The sequence below is a fragment of the Niallia sp. FSL W8-0635 genome (assembly GCF_038007965.1).
Taxonomy (GTDB): Bacteria; Bacillota; Bacilli; order Bacillales; family Cytobacillaceae; genus Niallia.
This window is the reverse complement of sequence record NZ_JBBOYD010000001.1, coordinates 1,066,284-1,087,379: the sequence shown is the minus strand read 5'-3', so window position 1 is coordinate 1,087,379 and position 21,096 is coordinate 1,066,284. Positions and strand designations below refer to the sequence as shown.

Sequence of the window (21,096 nt, the reverse complement as noted above, 5' to 3'; positions counted from 1 at the left end):
TCTTTCCTTTCTCTATTTAATCCTAATTGATATTGATAACCTTTATCAATTAGAATTATACTGAAAACCTATCAAAGAAGGACATGGATAATTTCCATTAATATGCTTGTACTTTTTCCATCATCCATTCTTGGATATTGTAAAGAACTCTTAAATGGGAGCTTGCAGAATACTCATGCCATGGATCTGATTGAATAAAGGCAACCTTTTTATTCTTAATAGCTGTTATTCGATTCCATTCCCTTGAACACTTCAGCTTCTGCCAATAATTAATCGTGTCCAGATCCTGTCGAATATTTAAAAATAAATACGTTGGATTTAAACGAACTAAATAGGAAAGTGTAATTGTTTCATTTAATTGGATATCTTCTTTTGGCTGTGCAGAAGAAAAGCCTAAATCCTGATAAACGATGTCAATAGCTGTTTGAGAACGATTAAGCACTAATGTATTTTTAAAAAGACTTACTACTAAGACTACCTCTTTCTCCAATTTCTCCTTTAGAAGTTTTCTCGTTTCCTCCACCTTAACTTCATAGATTTTTAGAAAGTTCTTCGCATCCATTTCACAATTTATGTATGAAGCTATCTCGAGCAATTGATTTTTCCAGCTGCGATTTTTGAAATGATAATAGTAAACTGGAGCAATCTTTTCAAGTGCTTGCTTCTCTATATCTGATATATCCTGTTTTGCAATGATTTTATCTGGTTTGTCTTTAGAAAGTTTCTGTATATTACTTTCCCAATCAGAATGAATCTTAAAGGCATTTAAATGAAGCAATATATCATCGCGAAAATGCTGGTAATAATAACTGGTCCATTTTGGATGAAGGGGTGCTGCGTATGGAATAATATGAAGTGCTAACAAATGCCCAGTTGTAGAAAAATCATAAGATGCAATCCGTAATTCTCGCTTTCTCCTATAATTGGTTGGAGGCACTCCTACTATCTTTTTAAAAACTCTGCTTAAATAAAATTCATCTGCATAACCAACACTGGCAGAAATTGCTCGTAAGCTGTCAGATGTTTTAACTAGTAACTCCTTCGCTTTTCCTATTCGAATTTCTGTAAGAAAATCATGCACGCCTATTCCATACTCTTTTTTAAAAAGCTGTGAATAGTATTTGGGGCTCAACCCTGCCTTCTTTGCTAATAAAGCGGTAGAAATTGCTTCACCATAATGGTTTTCTATATACTTTTTTGTTTCTTCAATAGCAATGATTGTATCCACGGAATCATTTTCATGCTGATTAATCATAAAATAGTGAAAAATCATGGAGAGTTTTGCCTTTTTTAGAAAATAACTATCCGTTAATTCATCACGCTCTAGCTTTAACAGTTCATCCATCAACGTTTGAACCTTTTCAACTGACTGTAAAACAAATAAATTTAGGAAATTACTGTCTTTTTTTAATTTCACTCTTTTATACATATCTGCACTAACCTCTTGCGCCTGATATAACTGAAATTGCAGAAAATAATAATCAACAGAGCTAATTGTTTTAAATTGAAGATGATATGTACATTCTGCTGGTATAAACAATAAATCCCCTTTACTGAATAGAAAGGTATCTGTATCAATAGATAACAAGCCCTCTCCACTAGTAATATAAATAAATATATGACTAGTCGATAAAATTCTATCTAGATTTTTTTCATATAATCGTTCTATTTGGCAATAGTTTATTTCGAAATTCTCCCAATTAGTAAGCATCACTTATTCCTCTCTTGTTATTTCCTCTTATTACATATACAATATACTTACCTAATTAATATTGATAATCATTATCATCTATTTTACCAAATTACTATATACAATGAAATAGGTGGAGATGCCCTTTGATTAAATCGAAAGAGAACTTTTATATTCCAAATACAGAAATTTGGACATGTCCAAGCAAGGACAATAGACTGTATAAAATTTTTGTTTATATCCCGAATACTCCTACTCCCCAAAATGGATTTCCTGTCATTTATCTTTTGGATGGGAATGCTAACTTTGGAAGCTTTGTAGAAAATATTCGTTTACAGACTAAAACATCAGCAAAAACAGGCATGCATCCTGCTGTACTCATTGGAATAGGCTATGAAACGACTGAGCCATATAGCACGGAAAGATATCTCGACTTTACGTTTGATTCTGATCAAAAAAAACTTCCTAAAAACCCCCAAGGAGCTGAATGGCCTCCCCATGGTGGCGGCGAAAATTTTCTATTCTTTTTGGAGGAAAAATTAAAACCGATTGTGGAACAGAACATTCCTATAAACACAAAAAAGCAAATGATTGTTGGTCATTCACTTGGAGGACTTTTTGTTCTTTTTGCCTTATTTACTAACCCTTCTTCCTTTCAATATTATATTGCAAGTAGTCCATCTATTCATTGGAATGAGGAAGCTTTATTAAAAAAGCTACATGTTTTCCCAGAAAGATTAAACAGGATCGAATCAAGTAAATTACTCCTAACTGTCGGGGAAAAGGAGAAATCACATTTTACAAATATGCATCAAAAAGCAATTGTTCTCTCTAATAAATTAGCAAATTATCATGGAAAAGCATTCGAGCACTTCTTTCATGAATTCAAAAATGAAGATCATCTTACTGTCCTCCTACCACTTATCAATAAAACGATTGCCTTTTTGAATGATAAGAAGATAGATTAATTTACAAAAAAAAACACCGAAAGCATGCCATTAACTACTTTGGTATGCTTTCGGTACATCTAATGCTTTTAATTGATTTCTTTAACTTAGTCAACACCCACGACTGAAGTCACGATGGTTCTCGGCTAAAGCCTTAACTTACTAAACTCTCTCCCTGTTGAAGTTGGTACATCTGATAATACTTCCCTTTTCTATCCATCAATTCATCGTGGTTGCCTTTTTCGATTATCTCACCATGATCAAGCACGATAATTTGATCAGCATTCCGAATCGTTGATAGCCGGTGAGCAATGATAAAGGTTGTTCTACCTTCCTTCAGTACTTCCATCGCATGTTGAATGATTTGTTCTGTTTCGGTATCGATACTACTTGTTGCCTCATCTAAAATAAGAATCGCTGGATCAAAAGCAAGTGCTCTGGCAAAGGAAATTAGCTGTCTTTGCCCGCTGGAAAGCGTACTTCCCTTTTCAATTACTGGCTCATCGTATCCTTTTTCTAAATGCTTTAATACCCTGTCTGCCCCTACATCCTTTAATGCTTTCTCCACCGTTTCTCTTGATATAGATGGGTCATTTAAAGTTACATTGGAGGCAATTGTACCAGTAAAGAGAAATGGATCCTGAAGAACAATCCCCATATATTTGCGAAGATCTTGCTTGGAAATAGACATAATATCTTTTCCATCTATCGTAATCTTCCCTGATTGAATATCATAGAAACGGAACAAAAGATTCATAATGGAACTTTTTCCAGATCCTGTGTGCCCAACTAAAGCAACTGTTTCTCCTTGCTTTGCTTCAAAAGAGATATTTTTCAAAACATAATCATTCTCTTTATAGGCAAAGTTTACTTGATCAAACGTTACATTCCCTTTATAGCGTTCGAGTGTAACATCCTTCACATCTATTCCATCTTCATCTAATAATTCAAAGACACGTTCCCCTGCAACAAGGGCTTGCTCTAAATTAGCCAATTGATTGACAATCCCCTGTACTGGTTGAAAGAGTCGATTAATATAATCAACAAAAGCGTAGAGCATCCCGAGAGAAAGTGCTGTTGTTGCCGTTAAAGATTGACCAGCAACATACCAGATAAACACGACAAATACAATGTTTCTTAATACATTCACGAGATTGTGAGAAGTGAGACTATTTAAATTAAGCATCTTATTTTGAAAGCGAAAATGCTCCTTATTTAAATGCTCAAATTCTTGTCTTGTTTGCTTTTCTTTGCCAAATGCCTGAATGATATGCATTCCTTGAATCGATTCGTTCACCATTCCATTAATATCACTGATTTTGGCACGAATAACATGATTATAACGAGAAGCAAATTTGCGATAGCCAATCATCCATCCATATAAAATGGGAAGAAGTAGTAAACATATCGATGCAAGTGGCGGATTCAATATAAATAGGGCAATGTAAATTCCGATAATATTAATTCCACTTGAAAAGAAATTCGAAAGAACGGTTACATATAGCTCCCTAATTGCCTCAGTATCATTTGTTACTCTGGCAACTACTTTACCAGCAGGTAGATTATCAAAGTATTTGATTGGCAACCGTTGAATTTGAGCAAATACATCTTCTCGCATTTTTTGTATAATTCGATTGGCTGACTTTTGCAATAGATAATGCTGACCATATTGAAAAATGGCAGAAATAATAACTAATCCAAAATAAAAAGATAAAAGCTTTAAAATAGGTGTAATCTCTGGCTTATAAAAATCAAATACTTCGGTACGAGTTAAAGCAGTTGCAGGATAGGTTGCTCTTTCTCCCTCTCTACTAATCGTTAATATGCCATCCGTAAATTGTCGACTTCCATCAAAGGAAATCGTTCCATCTACAAAAAGAAACTGCCTGCCAACCTGAAGTATTCTAGCCTCTGCTAGCCTTACGTCATCCGTTTCTAGATAGGCTGCTTTTTTGTAGAAATTCCCGTTATAAGCTACTGCATCGCTAGTTGCTTCTGTTTGATACCAAAGGGACTCAATTCCTGTTATATGATCATCGATTACTTTTTTTGCAACAAAAGGTCCTGCAAGGTCGGCGATAACAGCAATTGTCAGCATGAGTAATGCTGCAAAAATAATACCTTTAAAGCTTAAGGCATAGCGAAATAATCGTTTTCCTGTCGTCATGCTTTCACCTCCACCTCTCCAGTGTCCACTTTCGTTTGTTGCGTTACATACTGTTCTTTATACCATCCATTCTTTTTCATTAATTCCTCATGCGTCCCATGCTCCGTAATATGTCCATCTTCCATTACAATAATATGATCAGCATGCTGAACAGCTGTCATTCGATGGGTAGTAATAATCGTTGTTTTCGCTTGTCTTTCCTGCTTTATATTCGTAATAATCCTTTGCTCTGTTTTTGCATCTACAGCTGATAAAGAATCATCTAATATTAAAATTTCCGGTTTACGGATAAGAGCTCTAGCAATCGATATACGTTGCTTTTGTCCGCCAGACAACGCGACTCCTTTTTCCCCCACAAGTGTCTCTAAACCTTCTGGAAGCATTTCTATATCCTGTTTAAAAGAAGCAAGTCTAATCGCTTCCTCCAATTCCTCTTCGGTAGCACCTTCTTTTCCAAATAAGATATTTTCTCTCACTGTTTTTGAAAAAAGAACATGATCTTGGGGAACATAGCCAATCCAACCTCTTAATGTATGTAAATCAATGGAATCAATGCTATTCCCGTTAATCTCAAGCTTCCCTTCTCCTTTTGGATATTCTCTAAGAAGCTGCTTTATAATTGTCGTTTTTCCGCTTCCTGTTTTACCAACGATCCCAACAGTTTCGCCTCTTCTGATTGTTAAATAAACATCATGAAGATTTTCTTGTTTAGATGATGGGTATTGAAAACGTACATCCTTTAATTGGATAATTTCTGGAACCCCCACTCCATTTCCACTTTCCGGACTGAAGACATCCGCTTTGTAATCTAATGTTTCCTGCACCCGATCTAAAGAAGCATTCCCGCGCTGCATGATATTCATTAATTCCCCTACTGCAAACATTGGCCAAACAATCATTCCTAAATACACATTAAATGTAACAAGCTGCCCAATCGTTAACTGTTGCTGGAATACTAAATAAGCACCATAGCCAAGCCCGATTAAATAGCTTAACCCAACAAGAATCCGTATAGTAGGATCGAATAAAGAATCTATTTTAGCAACACGTAAGTTCTTTTTGAATACATCTTCTGTGAAATGATGAAATTGTTTTTCTTCTTCTTTTTCTAATACATACGCACGAATCACGCGTACTCCTGAAATAGACTGTAATACACTATCATTCATATCACCAAAAGCATCTTGTGCTTCCATAAACCGCTTATGAATTCTTTCCCCATATATTTTCATGATTACTGCCATTATAGGAAGTGGAAGAATCGCTGCAAGTGTTAATTTCCAGCTTACTGTAATGACCATCGTAATTAAAATAGTCAGCATAAATATCGTAGAATCAACCAATGTTAAAATCCCAAATCCAGCAGTAACCGACACTGCCTTTAAATCATTGGTTGCTCTTGCCATTAAATCACCTGTTTTATTTTTTTCAAAAAAGGTTGGGGTCATTTTTAATAGGTGATTCATAAATTTGCTTCTTAGTTTCAATTCTAAGATATTTGCTCCACCAAATAGCTTATACATCCAAAAATAAGTGATAATATACGTACTAATCGTGATTCCTGAAACAACAAATATATACATCATTGTTTTATTGCTCGTTAATGATCCAATCGTTAGTTCATCGATAAACATTCCTAAAATTCTTGGCGGCAGTACTTCAATAAATCCGACAAAAATTAACAGAATAATCGCTATCGTGTAACTCTTCCAATGCTCTTTAAAAAACCATTTCAATTTAAAAAAAATGGAAAACATTCACTCATCCCCTGTCTCTCTATCTGCTTGCTTACTATTACTAACCACTTTCTAGATCCTTTAATGCATTTCTTGTTTCTTTAACTAGTACAATCATTGATTTTTCCTCCCTCACTATTTCATTAGAAAATAAATGCTTTATCCCTTCCACACTCCATATTTTCCCACAAAAAAAAGAGACAGGCCGCAACCAGGCGACCTATCTCTTGATGACAGAAAAATACACAGGTTACCTATAATGGCAACCAGCTATTCTGTGCAAAAAATTATCGAGAAGAAAGGGGAAGGTTACCAAAATATGAAGTTGTAAATAAATAACATCTATTTAATCTTCTCATCGGTAACCCCACCTCTCTACATTTATTTTCCAATATAAAAGAAGATTAACACGTAGTTTTTATAAAGTCAATTGCAAATATTTCGAAAACAAAAGAAATTAATAATTCAATTGAACCTCTTTTTTTCCAGCTAACTCTTCCTGTGCTTCTTTTTCTCTTGCTAATCTTGGTAATACGAAACTATAATAGCCACCTACTATAAGAAAACATATGCCAACAAACCAATAAATAATCTCTATAGAGAACCATTTAGGATAGCCGATTGATATAATCCCAAGCGTAATCGACTGTGAAAGCATCATTAGTGGGGTAATCCAGCCTTGTACCCTTCCCATCATTTTCGGCTCAATAATTGTAGGCATCCATCCACCAATCGCAATATTTATCATCGGTAACCCTAATGCTAAGAAGAAACAAATTGTTAAAAAGAGAACTACATTTGTTGCATAAGATGCTAAAATTGTCATTATTGCAATATAAAATGCCCCTATTATAATCAGCTTAAATAATTTTACCTTTTGTGTAAGAAGAGAAGAAAGGAAGCTGCCAATCATTACTCCTACTCCAAAGACAATTCCTAAATAAATGGACACTTGTTCATAATTATCAGGAGCCAATTTATATTTCAAAATAAATACTTGCATCACACTAAATCCACCGTTTACAATTCCAAAGGCAATAAATCCATATATTAATGCCACTAATAATTTATTTGACAATATGTACTTTAAACCAATCATAAAGTCATTCCATATAAATCGAATGTTTAAATCCTTTATGGAATGTTTTCCATTTGGCTGACGAACACTTTCCTTCAGTTTCATGGATTTAATAAGAAGTCCACTTATCGTTAAAGTAACTACATCTACTAATATTGCTCCATAAACCCCTAAAGTCCAATAAACAAATATACCAATCGCATTACCAAATAGCATAAAGACACTATTAACAAATTGATTAAGTCCTGCTGCGGTTGTATAGTCCTCTTTTCTTAATACGCCTTGAAGAATACCCTGTTCTGCAGGAAAAAAGAATTTCTGGACAGCACTTCTAATAAATAATGTTAAAAAGATCAGTGGCATCCACCCAGTAGAAACTGCTGCTAATAAGCATAGCGACATGGCTGCTGCAATCATCTCACAATGATAAGCAATCTTCTGACGATCTAGTCGGTCAGCTACTACTCCAACAAGAAAAAATACTGCTAACGTTGGCAAGGAAAACATTAACTCCGTAACCGTAGCATATGCTGGCTGCTCCGAGAAACGATCGAGAATATAAAACATAAAAGCAGTTAAACCAATAACACTCCCCATTTGTGATGTGACATTGGCAATAAATAATCTGGTGAAGCTCGCGTTTTTGAAAATTTCTGTGAATTTTTTCATTTATTATCCCTCATCCTTTAGTTGATGAGCTAATTCTATCTTTCTTCCTATAGATAATGAACATACATGGGATGGTTTCTCGTTCCGCCTATAGACGGAAATAAATTCCATTATAAAGTCTGATAGCAAATTGTCTTCCTTATGAAAGGGAGCGCCTGGCTCTTTGATTGTAATGAAAATGTACTCCGGGCTGAGGGCGATACTGATTCCCTTTTTCGCTTGGTTGATGTTAAGCGCTCCCCTCTCTGTTACCTTTTCCTCCTCGTTGATGGTCTTTTGGGAACTGAGACGCTCTTCTCTTAAACCTGTATAGCATTTCAACCAATGTTTTCCTTTGTTGTTTTTCCTCACCTCATGTACCCATTCAAAAATTTCATTTTAAGATTAATAAGTGATTTCCTAAAAAACAGCACAAAAATAGGCAGCCCTTGTTAAATAGTTAGTCTTTTCATTAAAAACTAACACTCATAGGACAGCCTAAATTATGCATGATTTATTATGCGCCGGTAAGTTCTTTAAAACGATCTTTTGATTCTTTTTCTTCAAAGCTAGAGAAGATTCGAAAATGGTCCTCGTCAATAATTCGAAAATGCTGACTAATAATATTCTGTTGCAGAATAAATCCATTCTTTTTTTCTAATTCTCTCCACCATACTTTTCCACCCAAGGTTTTTTCTTTTCGATAATCCATCCCATCACGAGCGACGGTTTCTAATACCTCTAATGGTTCATTGCCGAATAAAAACCGAACCGTTTCTGTCTCTCTAAAAAGCGAGCAAACTGCTACTACAGTAGACCAACCTGCATATAGTCTACCTTTCTCAATTTGCACCAAGGTCTTTTTTGATAAACCAATAACCTCGGCCATCTTATCTTGGGTATATCCCGCTTCTGTGCGTATTAATCTCATCTTTTCTGATACACTCTCAATAATTTCTTCTCTAGTCAAAGTTTCTTCATTCCCTTATTAGTTATGTGTAATTTTACACCACTATAAATATTATAAGCTTCCTTTGTATAAATATCAATTTAAAACTATTAGATACTCAAAATTATTTAATGTTCATTCGCTTACAATCATCATTATAGTTTTACGAGAAAAACTATAATGCATACTTTTCTTTATTTATAGAAAAACACCATTCTATTCTACCTATATAAAAAAGCCTTTGCTTCTCTATATTAGAAACAAAGGCTTTATCATTATGATAGATTATAGTTCGATAATGAATCCTTTAATTCCTCGTTACTGCTCTTCATTACTTCTGCTGTTTTTGCCACATTTCCAATAGCAGAGGTCTGTTCATCTGTGCTAGATGCAATTTGTTCAACTGCTGCAGCAACAGACTCTGATACTTCCGAGACTTTAACAATAGAACGAGAAATATGATTATTTTGCTCAACAACTCGGTTTAGTTCACCTGTCATTTCTTTAACTGCTCTAATACTATTGGTAACAGCTTCTGCAATTGCAATAAACTCTTTTTCCGTCGCCTTAACAGCTGTATCTAATTCTGCTGTTTGGTTTGTCGTTTCATAAATGGACATAACCGTACTTTCCATTTCTTTTTCAATATTTTGGATCATATCTTGAATTTGTTTTGTTGCAGAATTTGTCTCTTCCGCTAAATTTCGAACCTCATTCGCTACAACCGAGAAGCCTTTCCCGTGTTCACCAGCTCTTGCAGCCTCAATACTTGCATTTAGAGCGAGCAGATTTGTTTGTTCGGCAATTCTATTAATAGTGGAAGTGATTTTTGAAATATCTAGTACTTTTTGATAGAGACTGCTGATTCCAATACTTACATCATTTGTCGATTTACTTGCATTCTCATTACATATTTTCAGCGAATTAATCGTCTTTTGACCATTATGCGATGCTTCTTGGGCATTTTCAGTCGCTTGCTTAATGATTAGATTTTTCCCTTCCATATTATCTATCGAACTAGTAAGACTACCAATTTCTCTTTTTACTTCTTCTAATTCGGACGCTTGACTAACGGCGCCTTCAGCAATTTCAGCCATGGCTCTTCCAATTTCCTCTGAACTTGCCAATGTTTCCTCGGCAATAACCGAAACGTCATTAGCTTGCCCCAGTCCATTTTCATTCACTGTTTTTAAGCTTGATACCAGGAACGAAAATTTTTCCTGTAATTGATTAATAGAATGGCTTAATTGACCGATTTCATCTTTTGACTTGTAGCTATATTCAACCGATAGCTGTCCCTCCAACAACTTAATTACTTTGTCATTCAGGCGGGATATTGCATTAAATTTGCCTTTCATAAGTACATAAAAAACAAAAGAGCTTAATACAGTAATTATAACTACTGCACATATTAAGATTATTACTGTTTCTAAATTTTCATTTTTTGCGACATAAAAGCCAACAAATGCACTAATTAATGTAGTAATTAGGATAAGCAAACTAATTAAAAAGAGCGTTTTCACTTTAAAACTATCTTTCTTTTTCATTACGAAACATCCTCTCTTCCGCCGTCCATATTAAGGGGCCATTTCTACGCAAACACTGATATTTCAAAAAACGCTTTCACATATAATAGCGTTTCCAACAGAGAATGCCTTAGTTATGTCTCTATATCCTTAATATCGGTACATTCTACCTATTTTTTAGTCAATTTTTACTGTATTTCATAAAAATTATTGCGAATTTTTCGATTCAGAAATCTTAACCTTATGAATCGCCTAATTTCCAGTTAATAGCTTAAGATTTCATAAGTTTGCGAGCCAAAAATTTTTCTTCGCATAAAATACAACGATATCTCCTTCTTAGAAAATTAGAAAGGATGAACGATGTTGTTTAATATTTTTGTAGATCAACAGATTAGATTGCGACTGTTAGAAGGAAAAGACTCCAATGAACTATTTCAAGTCGTGAATCAAAATAGAAAGTATTTAAGGGAATGGCTCCCATGGGTAGATCAAATAACCTCCCCTTATCAATATCAAACCATTATTCCATTATGGAATAAACTGTTTACTGAACAAACGGAGCTAAATGCAGGTATATTTTTTAATGGGAAGCTAGTAGGGATGATTACTTTACAACAAATTGATTGGGCTAGTCGGAAAGCAAGCATCGGATATTTTTTAGCTGAAGATGCACAAGGACATGGCATTATGACAAAGTCTGTAGCTGCTATGCTGAATTATGCTTTTTATTATTTAAAACTTAACCGAATTGAAATCCAATGCGGTGTAAGAAATAGAAAAAGCCAAGCAATTCCAGAAAAACTTTCCTTTATCAAAGAGGGAATTATAAGAGATGGCGAATTTCTTTATGATCATTATCATGATTTATATTCCTATAGCATGCTGGCAAGAGAATGGGCAGCTAAATATTAAATGTTGCTAGTTACTATAATAGAATGAGGATGATGACAAATGTTAAATCCTCTCCCTCTCTCCCCATTTTATTTTATGAAGGAAAAGGTTTAGAATAGGAATAAATAATAAAGATGCTACATCTTTGATAACAACAAATGATTGGTGATGAAAGAAATAATGATTGGAATGCAACTATTGTTAATTGCCATACTAACTGCTTTTTCTGCATTTTTTGTGGCAACAGAATTTTCTATCGTTCGTGTAAGGCCTGCAAGGATTGAACAACTTGTAGAAGAAGGACATAAAAATGCCCTTACCGTAAAAAAAATCATTGAAAATATTGATAGCTATCTATCGGCCTGCCAATTAGGGATAACCATTACGTCTTTAGGACTAGGCTGGTTAGGACAACCTACCATTTTAAAGTTGATTCAGCCTTTCATGGTAAATTTGGACGTTCCTGCTGCTCTATCCCAAGGTTTGGCATTTGCTATCTCTTTTTCGATTATTACATACATTAATGTAGTTATCGGAGAGCTTTTCCCAAAGTCCGTCGCTATTATTCTTACAGAAAAAGTATCCTTATTAGTAAGTAAACCACTTATCTGGTTTTACAACATTATGTATCCCTTTATTTGGCTCTTAAATATATCGTCAAGACAAGTAGCTAAATTATGGGGAATCTCAGATCCAACTGCCAATAATGACGCATTATCTGAAGAAGAGCTGCAAATTGTATTAAAAGAAAGCTATAAAAATGGGGAAATAAGTCTTTCTGAATATAACTATGTAAATCGCATATTTGCATTTGATAATCGGTTAGCAAATGAGATCATGGTTCCACGAACAGAAATGGTCACATTATCTGATAACTTATCGATTGAAGAAGCAATAAATCTCATTCAAAAAGAACGTTATACTAGATATCCCCTTACAAAAAAGGAGGATAAAGATTTAATTATTGGTTTTATCCATATAAAACAACTACTAACTGACTGGATAAAAAATAATGTAGAAAATAAAACTTTATTGGACTATGCTCAACCAATTATTCATATAATGGAAGCCACACCCATACAAGCTGTTTTATTAAAAATGCAACAAGAAAGATCCTCTATTGCTATTCTTCATGATGAATTTGGCGGTACTGCTGGTCTTATTTCAGCAGAGGATATCTTAGAAGAAATCGTTGGTGAAATTAGAGATGAGTTTGATGAAGAGGAAACACCTCTTATTCAAAAAATAAATGATCATCACTATATTCTTGATTCCAAGCTTCCATTAACAGAAGTAAACAAGCTACTATCCCTTGCAATCGATAGAGAGGAGCTTCATACTCTTGGCGGTTGGATCTTATTTCAAAATCCCAATATAAAAAAAGGGGAAACACTTGAATATAACGGATATATATTTAAAATTGATAAAATGATTCGCCAACATATTTTCACTTTTGATGTTCAAAAAATACCTTCACACCTTACTTAATAAAAGCTACCTTTGGTTCAATCACTACGATGAAACATTTGTCCATACAAAAGTTTCATCGTAAAACCTAGTACTCCTGCCACTGTATTTAAAAAGGCAACAAGTGAATAAGGCACATGAATTTTCCTTTTTCTTCATATATTTTACTATAGACAGAAAATTTAAAAAAGTTAACGCTATCATTGTTTGACTAGACAGTTTGGCTTACCGTATAATTATTATTAAAATTAACTCAATGTGAGGTGGTATAATGGGATTGTTTATCTAAATGAAGAACTTCATGTCAATTCTTTCTTTAAAACGATTATTATACTAACTCATACAACATACCTCGTTTATAAGGAAATGAAACAATACTTGAAAAAGTGGCTTACTTAATGTAGATTTAGATCCTTTTAATCTGAATTAATCAGGAGGTGACTCCTTACTCGGTAACCGAGATAAGGAAATTTATTTGGACATATTTAACTTGGTTATAATAGCCATTTTAATTGCTTTGACTGCTTTTTTTGTAGCTTCAGAGTTTGCTATTATTAGAGTTCGTAGTTCAAGAATTGATCAGCTTATAGTACAAGGCAATAAAAATGCCCTTTCAGCCAAAAAGGTAACTAGTAATCTTGATGAATATTTATCTGCCTGCCAACTTGGCATAACCGTTACTGCACTTGGTATTGGCTGGATTGGAGAAGAAACTTTACAGCATTTTTTATCACCTTTGCTTCAAATCATCCATGTTCCTGAAACAGCCATAACCGTTCTATCCTTCTCTTTAGCATTCACCTTTATTACTTTTTTGCATGTAGTAATAGGTGAACTGGCTCCAAAAACATTCGCCATTCATAAGGCAGAGAAAATCACTTTATGGGTAGCAAAGCCTTTAATCTTATTTTATAAAGTACTTTTTCCCTTTATATGGTCATTAAATGGCTCTTCTAGAGTCATCACAAAATTGTTTGGACTAAGGCCTGTTTCCGAACATGAAATAGCTCATACAGAAGAAGAACTTCGCATTATTGTTTCAGAAAGTTATAAAAATGGAGAAATTAATCAATCTGAATTTAAATATGTAAATAATATCTTTGATTTTGATGATCGTATAGCCAAAGAAATAATGGTACCGCGAACAGAAATTATTTCACTTGAACAATCAAGTACATTAGATGAATTACTTCACCTTATACAGCATGAGCAATTTACTAGATATCCCATTACCGATGGGGATAAGGATCATATTATCGGCATGATAAATATCAAAGAAATAATGACAGAACTATTAAAAACAAGGGATTTAACTACGAAAACGCTAGAGCCTTATATACGACCAGTAATTAGAGTAATAGAAACGTATCCTATTCAAGATTTATTATTAAAGATGCAAAAAGATCGTATTCATATGGCGATCTTAATGGATGAATATGGGGGAACATCTGGATTAGTTACTGTAGAAGATATTATCGAGGAAATAGTTGGCGATATTTGGGATGAATTTGATAGTGATGAAATCCCTCCAATTCGTACGATTAAAGAAAATCACTATATATTGGATGCAAAAGTATTAATAAATGAGGTTAATACTTTACTCCATATAGACATAAAGGATGAAGTAATCGATACATTGGGCGGCTGGATTCTTACTTCCAATTATGAAGCAGCTGAAGGGGATATCATTAACTATGAGTCTTATTCCTTTAAGATTTTAGAAATGGAAGAACATCATATTAAATATGTGGAAGTAAAAAAAATACTATCAGCCATAGAACAACAAACAAATCATATTACGATGAAGCAAGCCATTCCTTCTCCTTCATCTGAAGCAGAAATTGTTTCATAATATACGTTGGGACATAAGTATTCCAGCCATAAACAAACCCGAACAATCATATAGTGTGATAATGGTTGTCCGGGTTTTTAATTAGTTTATAAAAGGCTTTTTCAGTAAAGTTGGTGAGATTCCCCACAGGCTTTAGCCAAGGCGGCTTAAGTTGCTCCCCTGCGATTCATGTGTCTGTAGCGCAATGAAACGAATTAGATTTTAACTTAATCATTCACTTTAGATTCATCAAATTTATAGCCGACGCCCCAGATAGTATGAATAAACGGCTGTTCTTTCGTACCGATTTTATTTCTTAAACGCTTTATATGGACATCTACCGTTCGTTCATCTCCATAAAACTGATAGCCCCAAACACGATCCAATAACTGCTCCCTAGTAAAAACCTGTTTGGGATTACTAATTAGATAATAGAGCAGATCAAATTCCTTCGGGGTCAAATTTGTAAGGACTTGATCATTGTATATCACTTCTCTCGTTTCCTTACTGATTTTAAAATGCTCTGTCGCAATAGATTTATCATCTACTTGATTCGTTGTTTCTTTTTGATATCTTCTTGTCACAGCTTTAATTCGTGCCATTAATGTTAAAGGACTAAATGGTTTTGTTACATAATCATCTGCTCCCATTTCAAGTCCAAGTACTTGATCTGATTCACTGTCTTTTGCAGTGAGCATGATAATCGGAACAGAACTAACCTCTCTAATCCTTCTACAAATCGTAACACCTTCCATTCCAGGTAACATCCAATCAATGATGATAGTATCCCAGTTCTGATTTTCCAAAAAGAATTCTAATGCTTCTTTTCCATTATGAATGAATTTCCCTTCATACCCTTCCTTAAGGAAAAACATTTCTAACATAGAGCAAACACTTTCATTATCTTCGATTACAAGTATTTTCATCCTAACACTTCCTATTTACTAGCGTACCTTCTTTTATATCTATTATAGCAGATGTTGTTAGTAACTTTCATATCCTCTTAACTAGCAACAAGAAAAAACATTTTCTGCATAAAAACCTTTTCGTTTGTAATAAACTAATGAAAAAAAGGGAAGCTTCCATCAGCGGGGATTCCTTCCTCCCCCACTGATAGTTAGTGGAACCATTCGGACCTTTACGGACAATTGATCTACCACCTATCTTCCACGCATTCTCTTAAAACTTGCAAGTGAGAGTCGTTTTACTGTCCATTAAGAGTGGGATAAACTATTCTATTTAATAACACCCACTATAAAGGAGTTATTGTTATGATTCATTCTCTAGCTATAACAAAGAATAATCAGTTAATCTCTGATCTTTCCATTGAAGAAATTTTAGACGGAGATTATAAATGGTTTTGGGTTGATTTTGATCAGCCACATGATAAAGAAATTGAGAAATTACATCATCCTTTTGGATTTCATCCTTTATCGATAGAAGATTGTCTCCACAATTTACAACGCCCTAAAATAGACTATTTTGAAACATATACTTTTTTTGTAACACATTGTTTAAATCCAAAAACAATTAAAAAAGACGAACTCAATATTTTCTTAGGGGAAAATTTTATCGTTACCTTCCATCATCATGCTTCCGTTGAAGTAAACGCGGTAAACAAATTGTTAGCAAGTGAAGATATTGGCACTTGGACGCAATATACGGTTCTTTATCAGCTTTTAGATCATCTTGTAGATAATTATTTTCCCATTGTCTATGAGATTGAAGATTCTTTAGCCGTGATCGATGAAAATCCTGCTAATAAAACAATGGAAGCCTTGCTTGATGAATTATTTTCAACTAGGCATCAGCTTCTCTCCTTACGTCATACGGTCGTTCCGATGAAAGATTTGGTCTATAAAATGATTAATACCGAAAAATTATCTGCTCTCTTAATGAAAAGAGAATATTATTCTGATATTTATGATCACCTATTAAAAATCAGTGAACTGATTGAATCAAATCGTGAATTGACAACAGATATAAGAGATAGCTACCTATCCTACAATTCCCATCATTCCAATAGAATTATGCAAATCCTTACCGTTATAACAACCATTTTTATGCCACTTAGCTTTTTAGCCGGGTTATACGGGATGAACTTTGTAAATATCCCTGAGCTTCATTGGAAATATGGCTACTTTGGGCTATTATTTCTTATGGCAATTATAGTAATAGGCATGTTTATATTGTTCAAAAGAAAAGGATGGTTTAAGTAAAGCTCGAATTTTTCCTTTTAAGCTACTAATTATATTAGAAACACAAAGCTTTGAAGCATCTATTTCAAAACTAGTATGATAAAATAGAATTATCTGTCTATTAGTTTTGAACATTTTCACATAGAATTTCTAATATTGGGGGGATTGATGATGGAGTCATCAAATATTCAAACAGAGGCTTTTCTAGAAAAACCGCAGCATAAAATTATGCCAAAAAGAGTTTTAGCGAGCAGGATATTTTTCATTATTATCGGTAGTATTTTAATGGGCGTTGGGATTGAAGAATTTCTTGTTCCAAATCAAATATTGGATGGAGGAATTGTTGGAATTTCCATTATTCTCTCTCACTTATCTGGCGCAAAGCTAGGCTATTTTATCTTTTTACTTAATATTCCCTTCTTCTACATCGGCTACAAGCAAATTGGTAAAACCTTTACCCTATCCACTATGCTAGGAATTAGCGTTCTTTCTATAACTACCATTTTATTGCATGATGTGCCTGTTTTCACCTCTGATTTACTTCTCGCGACTGTTTTTGGCGGGATCATTCTCGGAATCGGGGTTGGGATTGTTCTACGTTTTGGCGGCTCCCTTGATGGAACAGAAGTATTAGCCCTCCTATTTAGTAAAAAAAGTCCTTTTTCCGTTGGGGAAATCATTATGTTTTTTAATGTGTTTATCTTTATTTGTGCAGGATTTGTTTTTTCCTGGAATCGAGCTATGTATTCCTTAATCGCCTACTTTATTGCTTTTAAAGTAATTGACATTGTAATAGCCGGTTTGGATGAATCAAAATCTGTATGGATTATTAGTGATCAATCCGAAATCATAGGAGAGACGATACTAGCTAGACTTGGACGCGGCGTCACGTATTTAAAAGGAGAAGGCGCTTATACAGGCGATACCAAGAAAGTCATTTTTTGCGTCATTAATCGCTTAGAAGAGGCAAAGCTTAAAACGATTATAGAAGAATTAGACCAGACAGCATTTCTAGCAGTAGCAAATATTTCCGAAGTTCGGGGTGGAAGATTTAAGAAAAAAGACATTCATTAATAATTTTTTACATCATAATTGCCTAAAAATATGATACAGCTCTTTTTTTAGGCTTCTCCTTCTCGCTTCATTTCTTGTAAATCCTTTTCTATGTTATTATCTCCCTTATATAAACCTGAGTGAAAAAAGAATTGCAATGATAGGTTTATTTATCTTTGTTTTTGTGAAAAATTTCATTTGTTAGGAGGTTCTAATTTGCGAAAAAACATAACTGTTTCTATCTTAACATTATCAAGCATCGTTTGTTTACTATGGGTAATTGGCTTAGGATGGGTGTTAGTGGATTATTCTAATCATCCAGATACAACTCTTCAAACAACGGAGAAAATACAAGAACAGATAGAGTCAGATGGTATACGCCTTTTAGCTTTCGGTGATTCGCTTACACGAGGTACAGGTGATGATACTGGTAAAGGGTATGTCGGTTATTTAAAAGAAGCTTTAGCTGAAAAAACGGAAGAGGAAATCACGATTTCTAACTATGGAATAAAAGGATTAACAACGGATAAATTAGCCAAGCAATTAACCGAGCAGGAAATACAAAGACAAACGGAGAGTGCTGACCTGCTCTTTATTACAATAGGAGGTAATGATCTTTTTCAAGGTGGACAATCCCTCACTGAGATTAAGGAAGATTCCATAAATGAATTAATCGAAAGCTATTCCAAATATTTGCATACTATTCTAACTACGATTCGTTCCGTCAACAAAGAAGCTCCCATCTATATAATGGGATTATACAATCCTTTTAACGATTTAGAAAACAGTGCATTGACCTCTCAAGTAGTTCGCACTTGGAACAATGCAACTGCAGAGATATGCGCCAATTATGCCCAAACTATTTTTGTGCCTACATATGATATTTTTCAGCAGAATGTTCAGCAATATTTATATTCGGATCATTTCCATCCAAATAAAAAGGGGTATCAACTAATGGCTGAACGAGTAGCATCCCTTATTTCCTGGGAGGTAAATGACAATGAATGAGATTACATTATCTGTTCAACACTTAACAAAAAGAATTGGAAAACGGGACATTATTAAAGACATTAGCTTTGAATTAAAAAGTGGTGAAGTGTTTGGATTTCTTGGTCCCAATGGTGCAGGTAAAACGACTACGATTCGAATGCTAGTTGGATTAATAAAACCAACATCTGGTCAAATATCCATTTGTGGTTATGATGTTAAAAAGAATTTTTCAAAGGCCATGGAGCGCTTAGGCTGTATTGTAGAAAACCCTGAATTATATCCATATTTAACTGGCTGGGAAAACCTCCAATACTTTGCAAGAATGCTAACAAATACAGATGATAAACGAATTGCAGAAGTTGTAGAATTAGTCGGATTAACGAATCGCATTCATGACAAGGTAAAAACATATTCCCTTGGTATGCGCCAACGACTTGGAATTGGACAAGCACTATTAAGCCGACCTAAAGTATTAATACTGGATGAGCCAACCAACGGATTAGATCCTTCTGGAATAAGAGAAATGCGGCAGTTTATTCGCTTTCTTGCAAAGGAAGAAGGGCTAAGTGTCTTAGTTTCAAGCCATTTATTAAGCGAGATTCAACTTTTATGTGATCGTGTATCGATTATTTTAAACGGAAAAATCATCCACACCGAATCAGTACATACTTTACTAACACAAAATGAGAAATTAATTTGGCGTTTTACTCCTATAGAAAAAGGAGTAGAAATCTTGAAGAAGCTTACTCCTTCTGTCCTTGTTCAGGATGAGATGGTTATCACGCCTTTTTTAGAAGAGGAAGTTTCCAATTGGAGTCGATTATTGATGGAGGCGAATGTAAACATTAAAGAAATGAATCGACAAATCCCGTCTCTTGAGCATCTATTCTTAGAGCTTACTGGGGGTGACTCCTCCGGTGAATAAACTTATCTATAATGAAATGCTAAAGCTCGTCAAAAGTAAAAGATTATTAGTTGTAACGATTATCATCGGAATAATGATTACCATGTTTACTTATGCACAGCATCGAGAAATGGAAAACGTCAAAAAAAGAATTGGGGATGCTGATTGGCGAGTCACTTTACAGCAATCCATAGTAGATATGCAAAATAGAATCGGTTCAAGTGGGATTTCTGAAGAATTCCGCTCACAATTAAAGGTTCGGATTGATCAAAGTCAGTATTATCTCGATAATAATATCAATCCACAAGATCCAGGAGCTCCCACCTTTTTACGTGTGTTTCTTGATAATTCCATCCAGCTCCTTCTTCCTTTAATGGTAATGATTATTTCAGCGGATCTTGTTTCTTCTGAAAAAAGTCTTGGTACCATTAAGCTTTTACTGACAAGACCGGTAAGGCGCTGGAAAATCCTTTTAAGTAAATATATAACGCTTATTCTTTCCGTTTCTTTTGTCTTATTTATCTTTGGATTATTTTCCTATCTTATTTCCGGTCTATTCTTTGGATATGCTGGTTGGACCGCTCCCATATTAACTGGTTTTACTGTGGAAGCTGGTGAATTAAATACTGCAAATGTCCATTTAGTACCACAATGGCAATATATTTTAATGATTTTTGGACTTGGTTGGTTTGTGTCTGTTGTAGTTGGTACCCTTTCCTTTATGTTTTCCGTGATTATTAAAAGTACGGCTGCAGGCATGGGAGCAATGCTGGCATTCTTAATTTCCGGATCAATCATTAGCTCGATAGCATCTTCTTGGGAATCTGCAAAGTACTTTTTTATGGTGAATCTGCGATTAACAGATTATTTACAAGGAAATATTCCACCAATTGAAGGAATGTCCCTGCCATTTTCCCTCATGGTTCTTACTGTTTGGGGAGTCGCCGGAGCTATTATCTCTTTCCTTGTCTTTACGAAGAAAGATATTTATTAAAAAGAATCCATAAAAAAAGACCTTTTC

Annotated in this window: 17 protein-coding genes; 9 read left to right on the top strand and 8 right to left on the bottom strand. The window is 34.4% G+C overall.

What is annotated here, in order from left to right; all coding sequences use genetic code 11:
* Nucleotides 1–97 precede the first annotated feature (97 nt).
* Nucleotides 98–1,711 carry an ABC transporter substrate-binding protein gene (locus NYE52_RS05195; protein ID WP_341192083.1) on the bottom strand — a complete coding sequence of 538 codons (1,614 nt, stop codon included), beginning with the start codon at nt 1,709–1,711 and terminating at the stop codon, nt 98–100.
* Nucleotides 1,712–1,836: 125 nt separating this feature from the next.
* Between NYE52_RS05195 and NYE52_RS05190 the strand changes: the two genes are divergently transcribed.
* Entirely contained in the window at nt 1,837–2,658 is an 822-nt protein-coding gene (locus tag NYE52_RS05190; RefSeq protein ID WP_341192082.1) for an alpha/beta hydrolase, read from the top strand.
* A 133-nt stretch (nt 2,659–2,791) separates the two neighbouring features.
* Here the strand turns inward: NYE52_RS05190 and NYE52_RS05185 are convergent, their stop codons facing one another.
* The 6 genes from NYE52_RS05185 to NYE52_RS05160 form a co-directional block, all read right to left on the bottom strand.
* Complete coding sequence (locus tag NYE52_RS05185; protein WP_341192081.1) at nt 2,792–4,804, bottom strand: ABC transporter ATP-binding protein; 2,013 nt, start codon at nt 4,802–4,804, stop codon at nt 2,792–2,794.
* Nucleotides 4,801–6,561, bottom strand: a complete 1,761-nt coding sequence (locus tag NYE52_RS05180) for an ABC transporter ATP-binding protein (RefSeq protein WP_341192080.1) — start codon at nt 6,559–6,561, stop codon at nt 4,801–4,803. Before NYE52_RS05180 ends, NYE52_RS05185 begins: the two co-directional genes overlap by 4 nt.
* 436 nt (nt 6,562–6,997) lie before the next feature.
* A complete protein-coding gene (locus tag NYE52_RS05175) occupies nt 6,998–8,287 on the bottom strand; it encodes an MFS transporter (protein WP_341192079.1) in 1,290 nt (429 codons plus the stop codon).
* Between the two features lie 3 nt (nt 8,288–8,290).
* Complete coding sequence (locus tag NYE52_RS05170; RefSeq protein ID WP_341192078.1) at nt 8,291–8,608, bottom strand: hypothetical protein; 318 nt, start codon at nt 8,606–8,608, stop codon at nt 8,291–8,293.
* A gap of 175 nt (nt 8,609–8,783) precedes the next feature.
* Nucleotides 8,784–9,236 carry a helix-turn-helix transcriptional regulator gene (locus NYE52_RS05165; protein WP_341192077.1) on the bottom strand — a complete coding sequence of 151 codons (453 nt, stop codon included), beginning with the start codon at nt 9,234–9,236 and terminating at the stop codon, nt 8,784–8,786.
* Nucleotides 9,237–9,490: 254 nt separating this feature from the next.
* Nucleotides 9,491–10,762, bottom strand: a complete 1,272-nt coding sequence (locus NYE52_RS05160) for a methyl-accepting chemotaxis protein (RefSeq protein ID WP_341192076.1) — start codon at nt 10,760–10,762, stop codon at nt 9,491–9,493.
* A 342-nt stretch (nt 10,763–11,104) separates the two neighbouring features.
* Between NYE52_RS05160 and NYE52_RS05155 the strand changes: the two genes are divergently transcribed.
* The 3 genes from NYE52_RS05155 (at nt 11,105) to NYE52_RS05145 (ending at nt 14,951) form a co-directional block, all read left to right on the top strand.
* On the top strand, nt 11,105–11,653 hold the full coding sequence (locus tag NYE52_RS05155) for a GNAT family N-acetyltransferase (protein ID WP_341192075.1): 549 nt from the start codon (nt 11,105–11,107) through the stop codon (nt 11,651–11,653).
* Between the two features lie 159 nt (nt 11,654–11,812).
* Nucleotides 11,813–13,120 (top strand): hemolysin family protein, encoded by a 1,308-nt coding sequence (locus NYE52_RS05150; protein ID WP_341192074.1) that lies wholly within the window; start codon nt 11,813–11,815, stop codon nt 13,118–13,120.
* Between the two features lie 454 nt (nt 13,121–13,574).
* Nucleotides 13,575–14,951, top strand: a complete 1,377-nt coding sequence (locus NYE52_RS05145) for a hemolysin family protein (RefSeq protein ID WP_341192073.1) — start codon at nt 13,575–13,577, stop codon at nt 14,949–14,951.
* A 206-nt stretch (nt 14,952–15,157) separates the two neighbouring features.
* Here the strand turns inward: NYE52_RS05145 and NYE52_RS05140 are convergent, their stop codons facing one another.
* Nucleotides 15,158–15,856, bottom strand: coding sequence for a response regulator transcription factor (locus NYE52_RS05140; protein ID WP_341192072.1), 699 nt, complete (start codon nt 15,854–15,856; stop codon nt 15,158–15,160).
* A 345-nt stretch (nt 15,857–16,201) separates the two neighbouring features.
* Here NYE52_RS05140 and corA point away from each other — a divergent pair, with 345 nt between their 5' ends.
* The 5 genes from corA to NYE52_RS05115 all read left to right on the top strand — a co-directional run bounded on the left by corA (nt 16,202) and on the right by NYE52_RS05115 (nt 21,069).
* Complete coding sequence (corA, locus tag NYE52_RS05135; protein ID WP_341192071.1) at nt 16,202–17,149, top strand: magnesium/cobalt transporter CorA; 948 nt, start codon at nt 16,202–16,204, stop codon at nt 17,147–17,149.
* 207 nt (nt 17,150–17,356) lie between these two features.
* Nucleotides 17,357–18,202, top strand: a complete 846-nt coding sequence (locus NYE52_RS05130) for a YitT family protein (protein WP_445669136.1) — start codon at nt 17,357–17,359, stop codon at nt 18,200–18,202.
* A 195-nt stretch (nt 18,203–18,397) separates the two neighbouring features.
* Entirely contained in the window at nt 18,398–19,189 is a 792-nt protein-coding gene (locus NYE52_RS05125) for a GDSL-type esterase/lipase family protein (protein WP_341192069.1), read from the top strand.
* Complete coding sequence (locus tag NYE52_RS05120) at nt 19,182–20,096, top strand: ABC transporter ATP-binding protein (RefSeq protein ID WP_341192068.1); 915 nt, start codon at nt 19,182–19,184, stop codon at nt 20,094–20,096. Before NYE52_RS05125 ends, NYE52_RS05120 begins: the two co-directional genes overlap by 8 nt.
* Entirely contained in the window at nt 20,089–21,069 is a 981-nt protein-coding gene (locus tag NYE52_RS05115; protein ID WP_341192067.1) for an ABC transporter permease, read from the top strand. Before NYE52_RS05120 ends, NYE52_RS05115 begins: the two co-directional genes overlap by 8 nt.
* Nucleotides 21,070–21,096 lie beyond the last annotated feature (27 nt).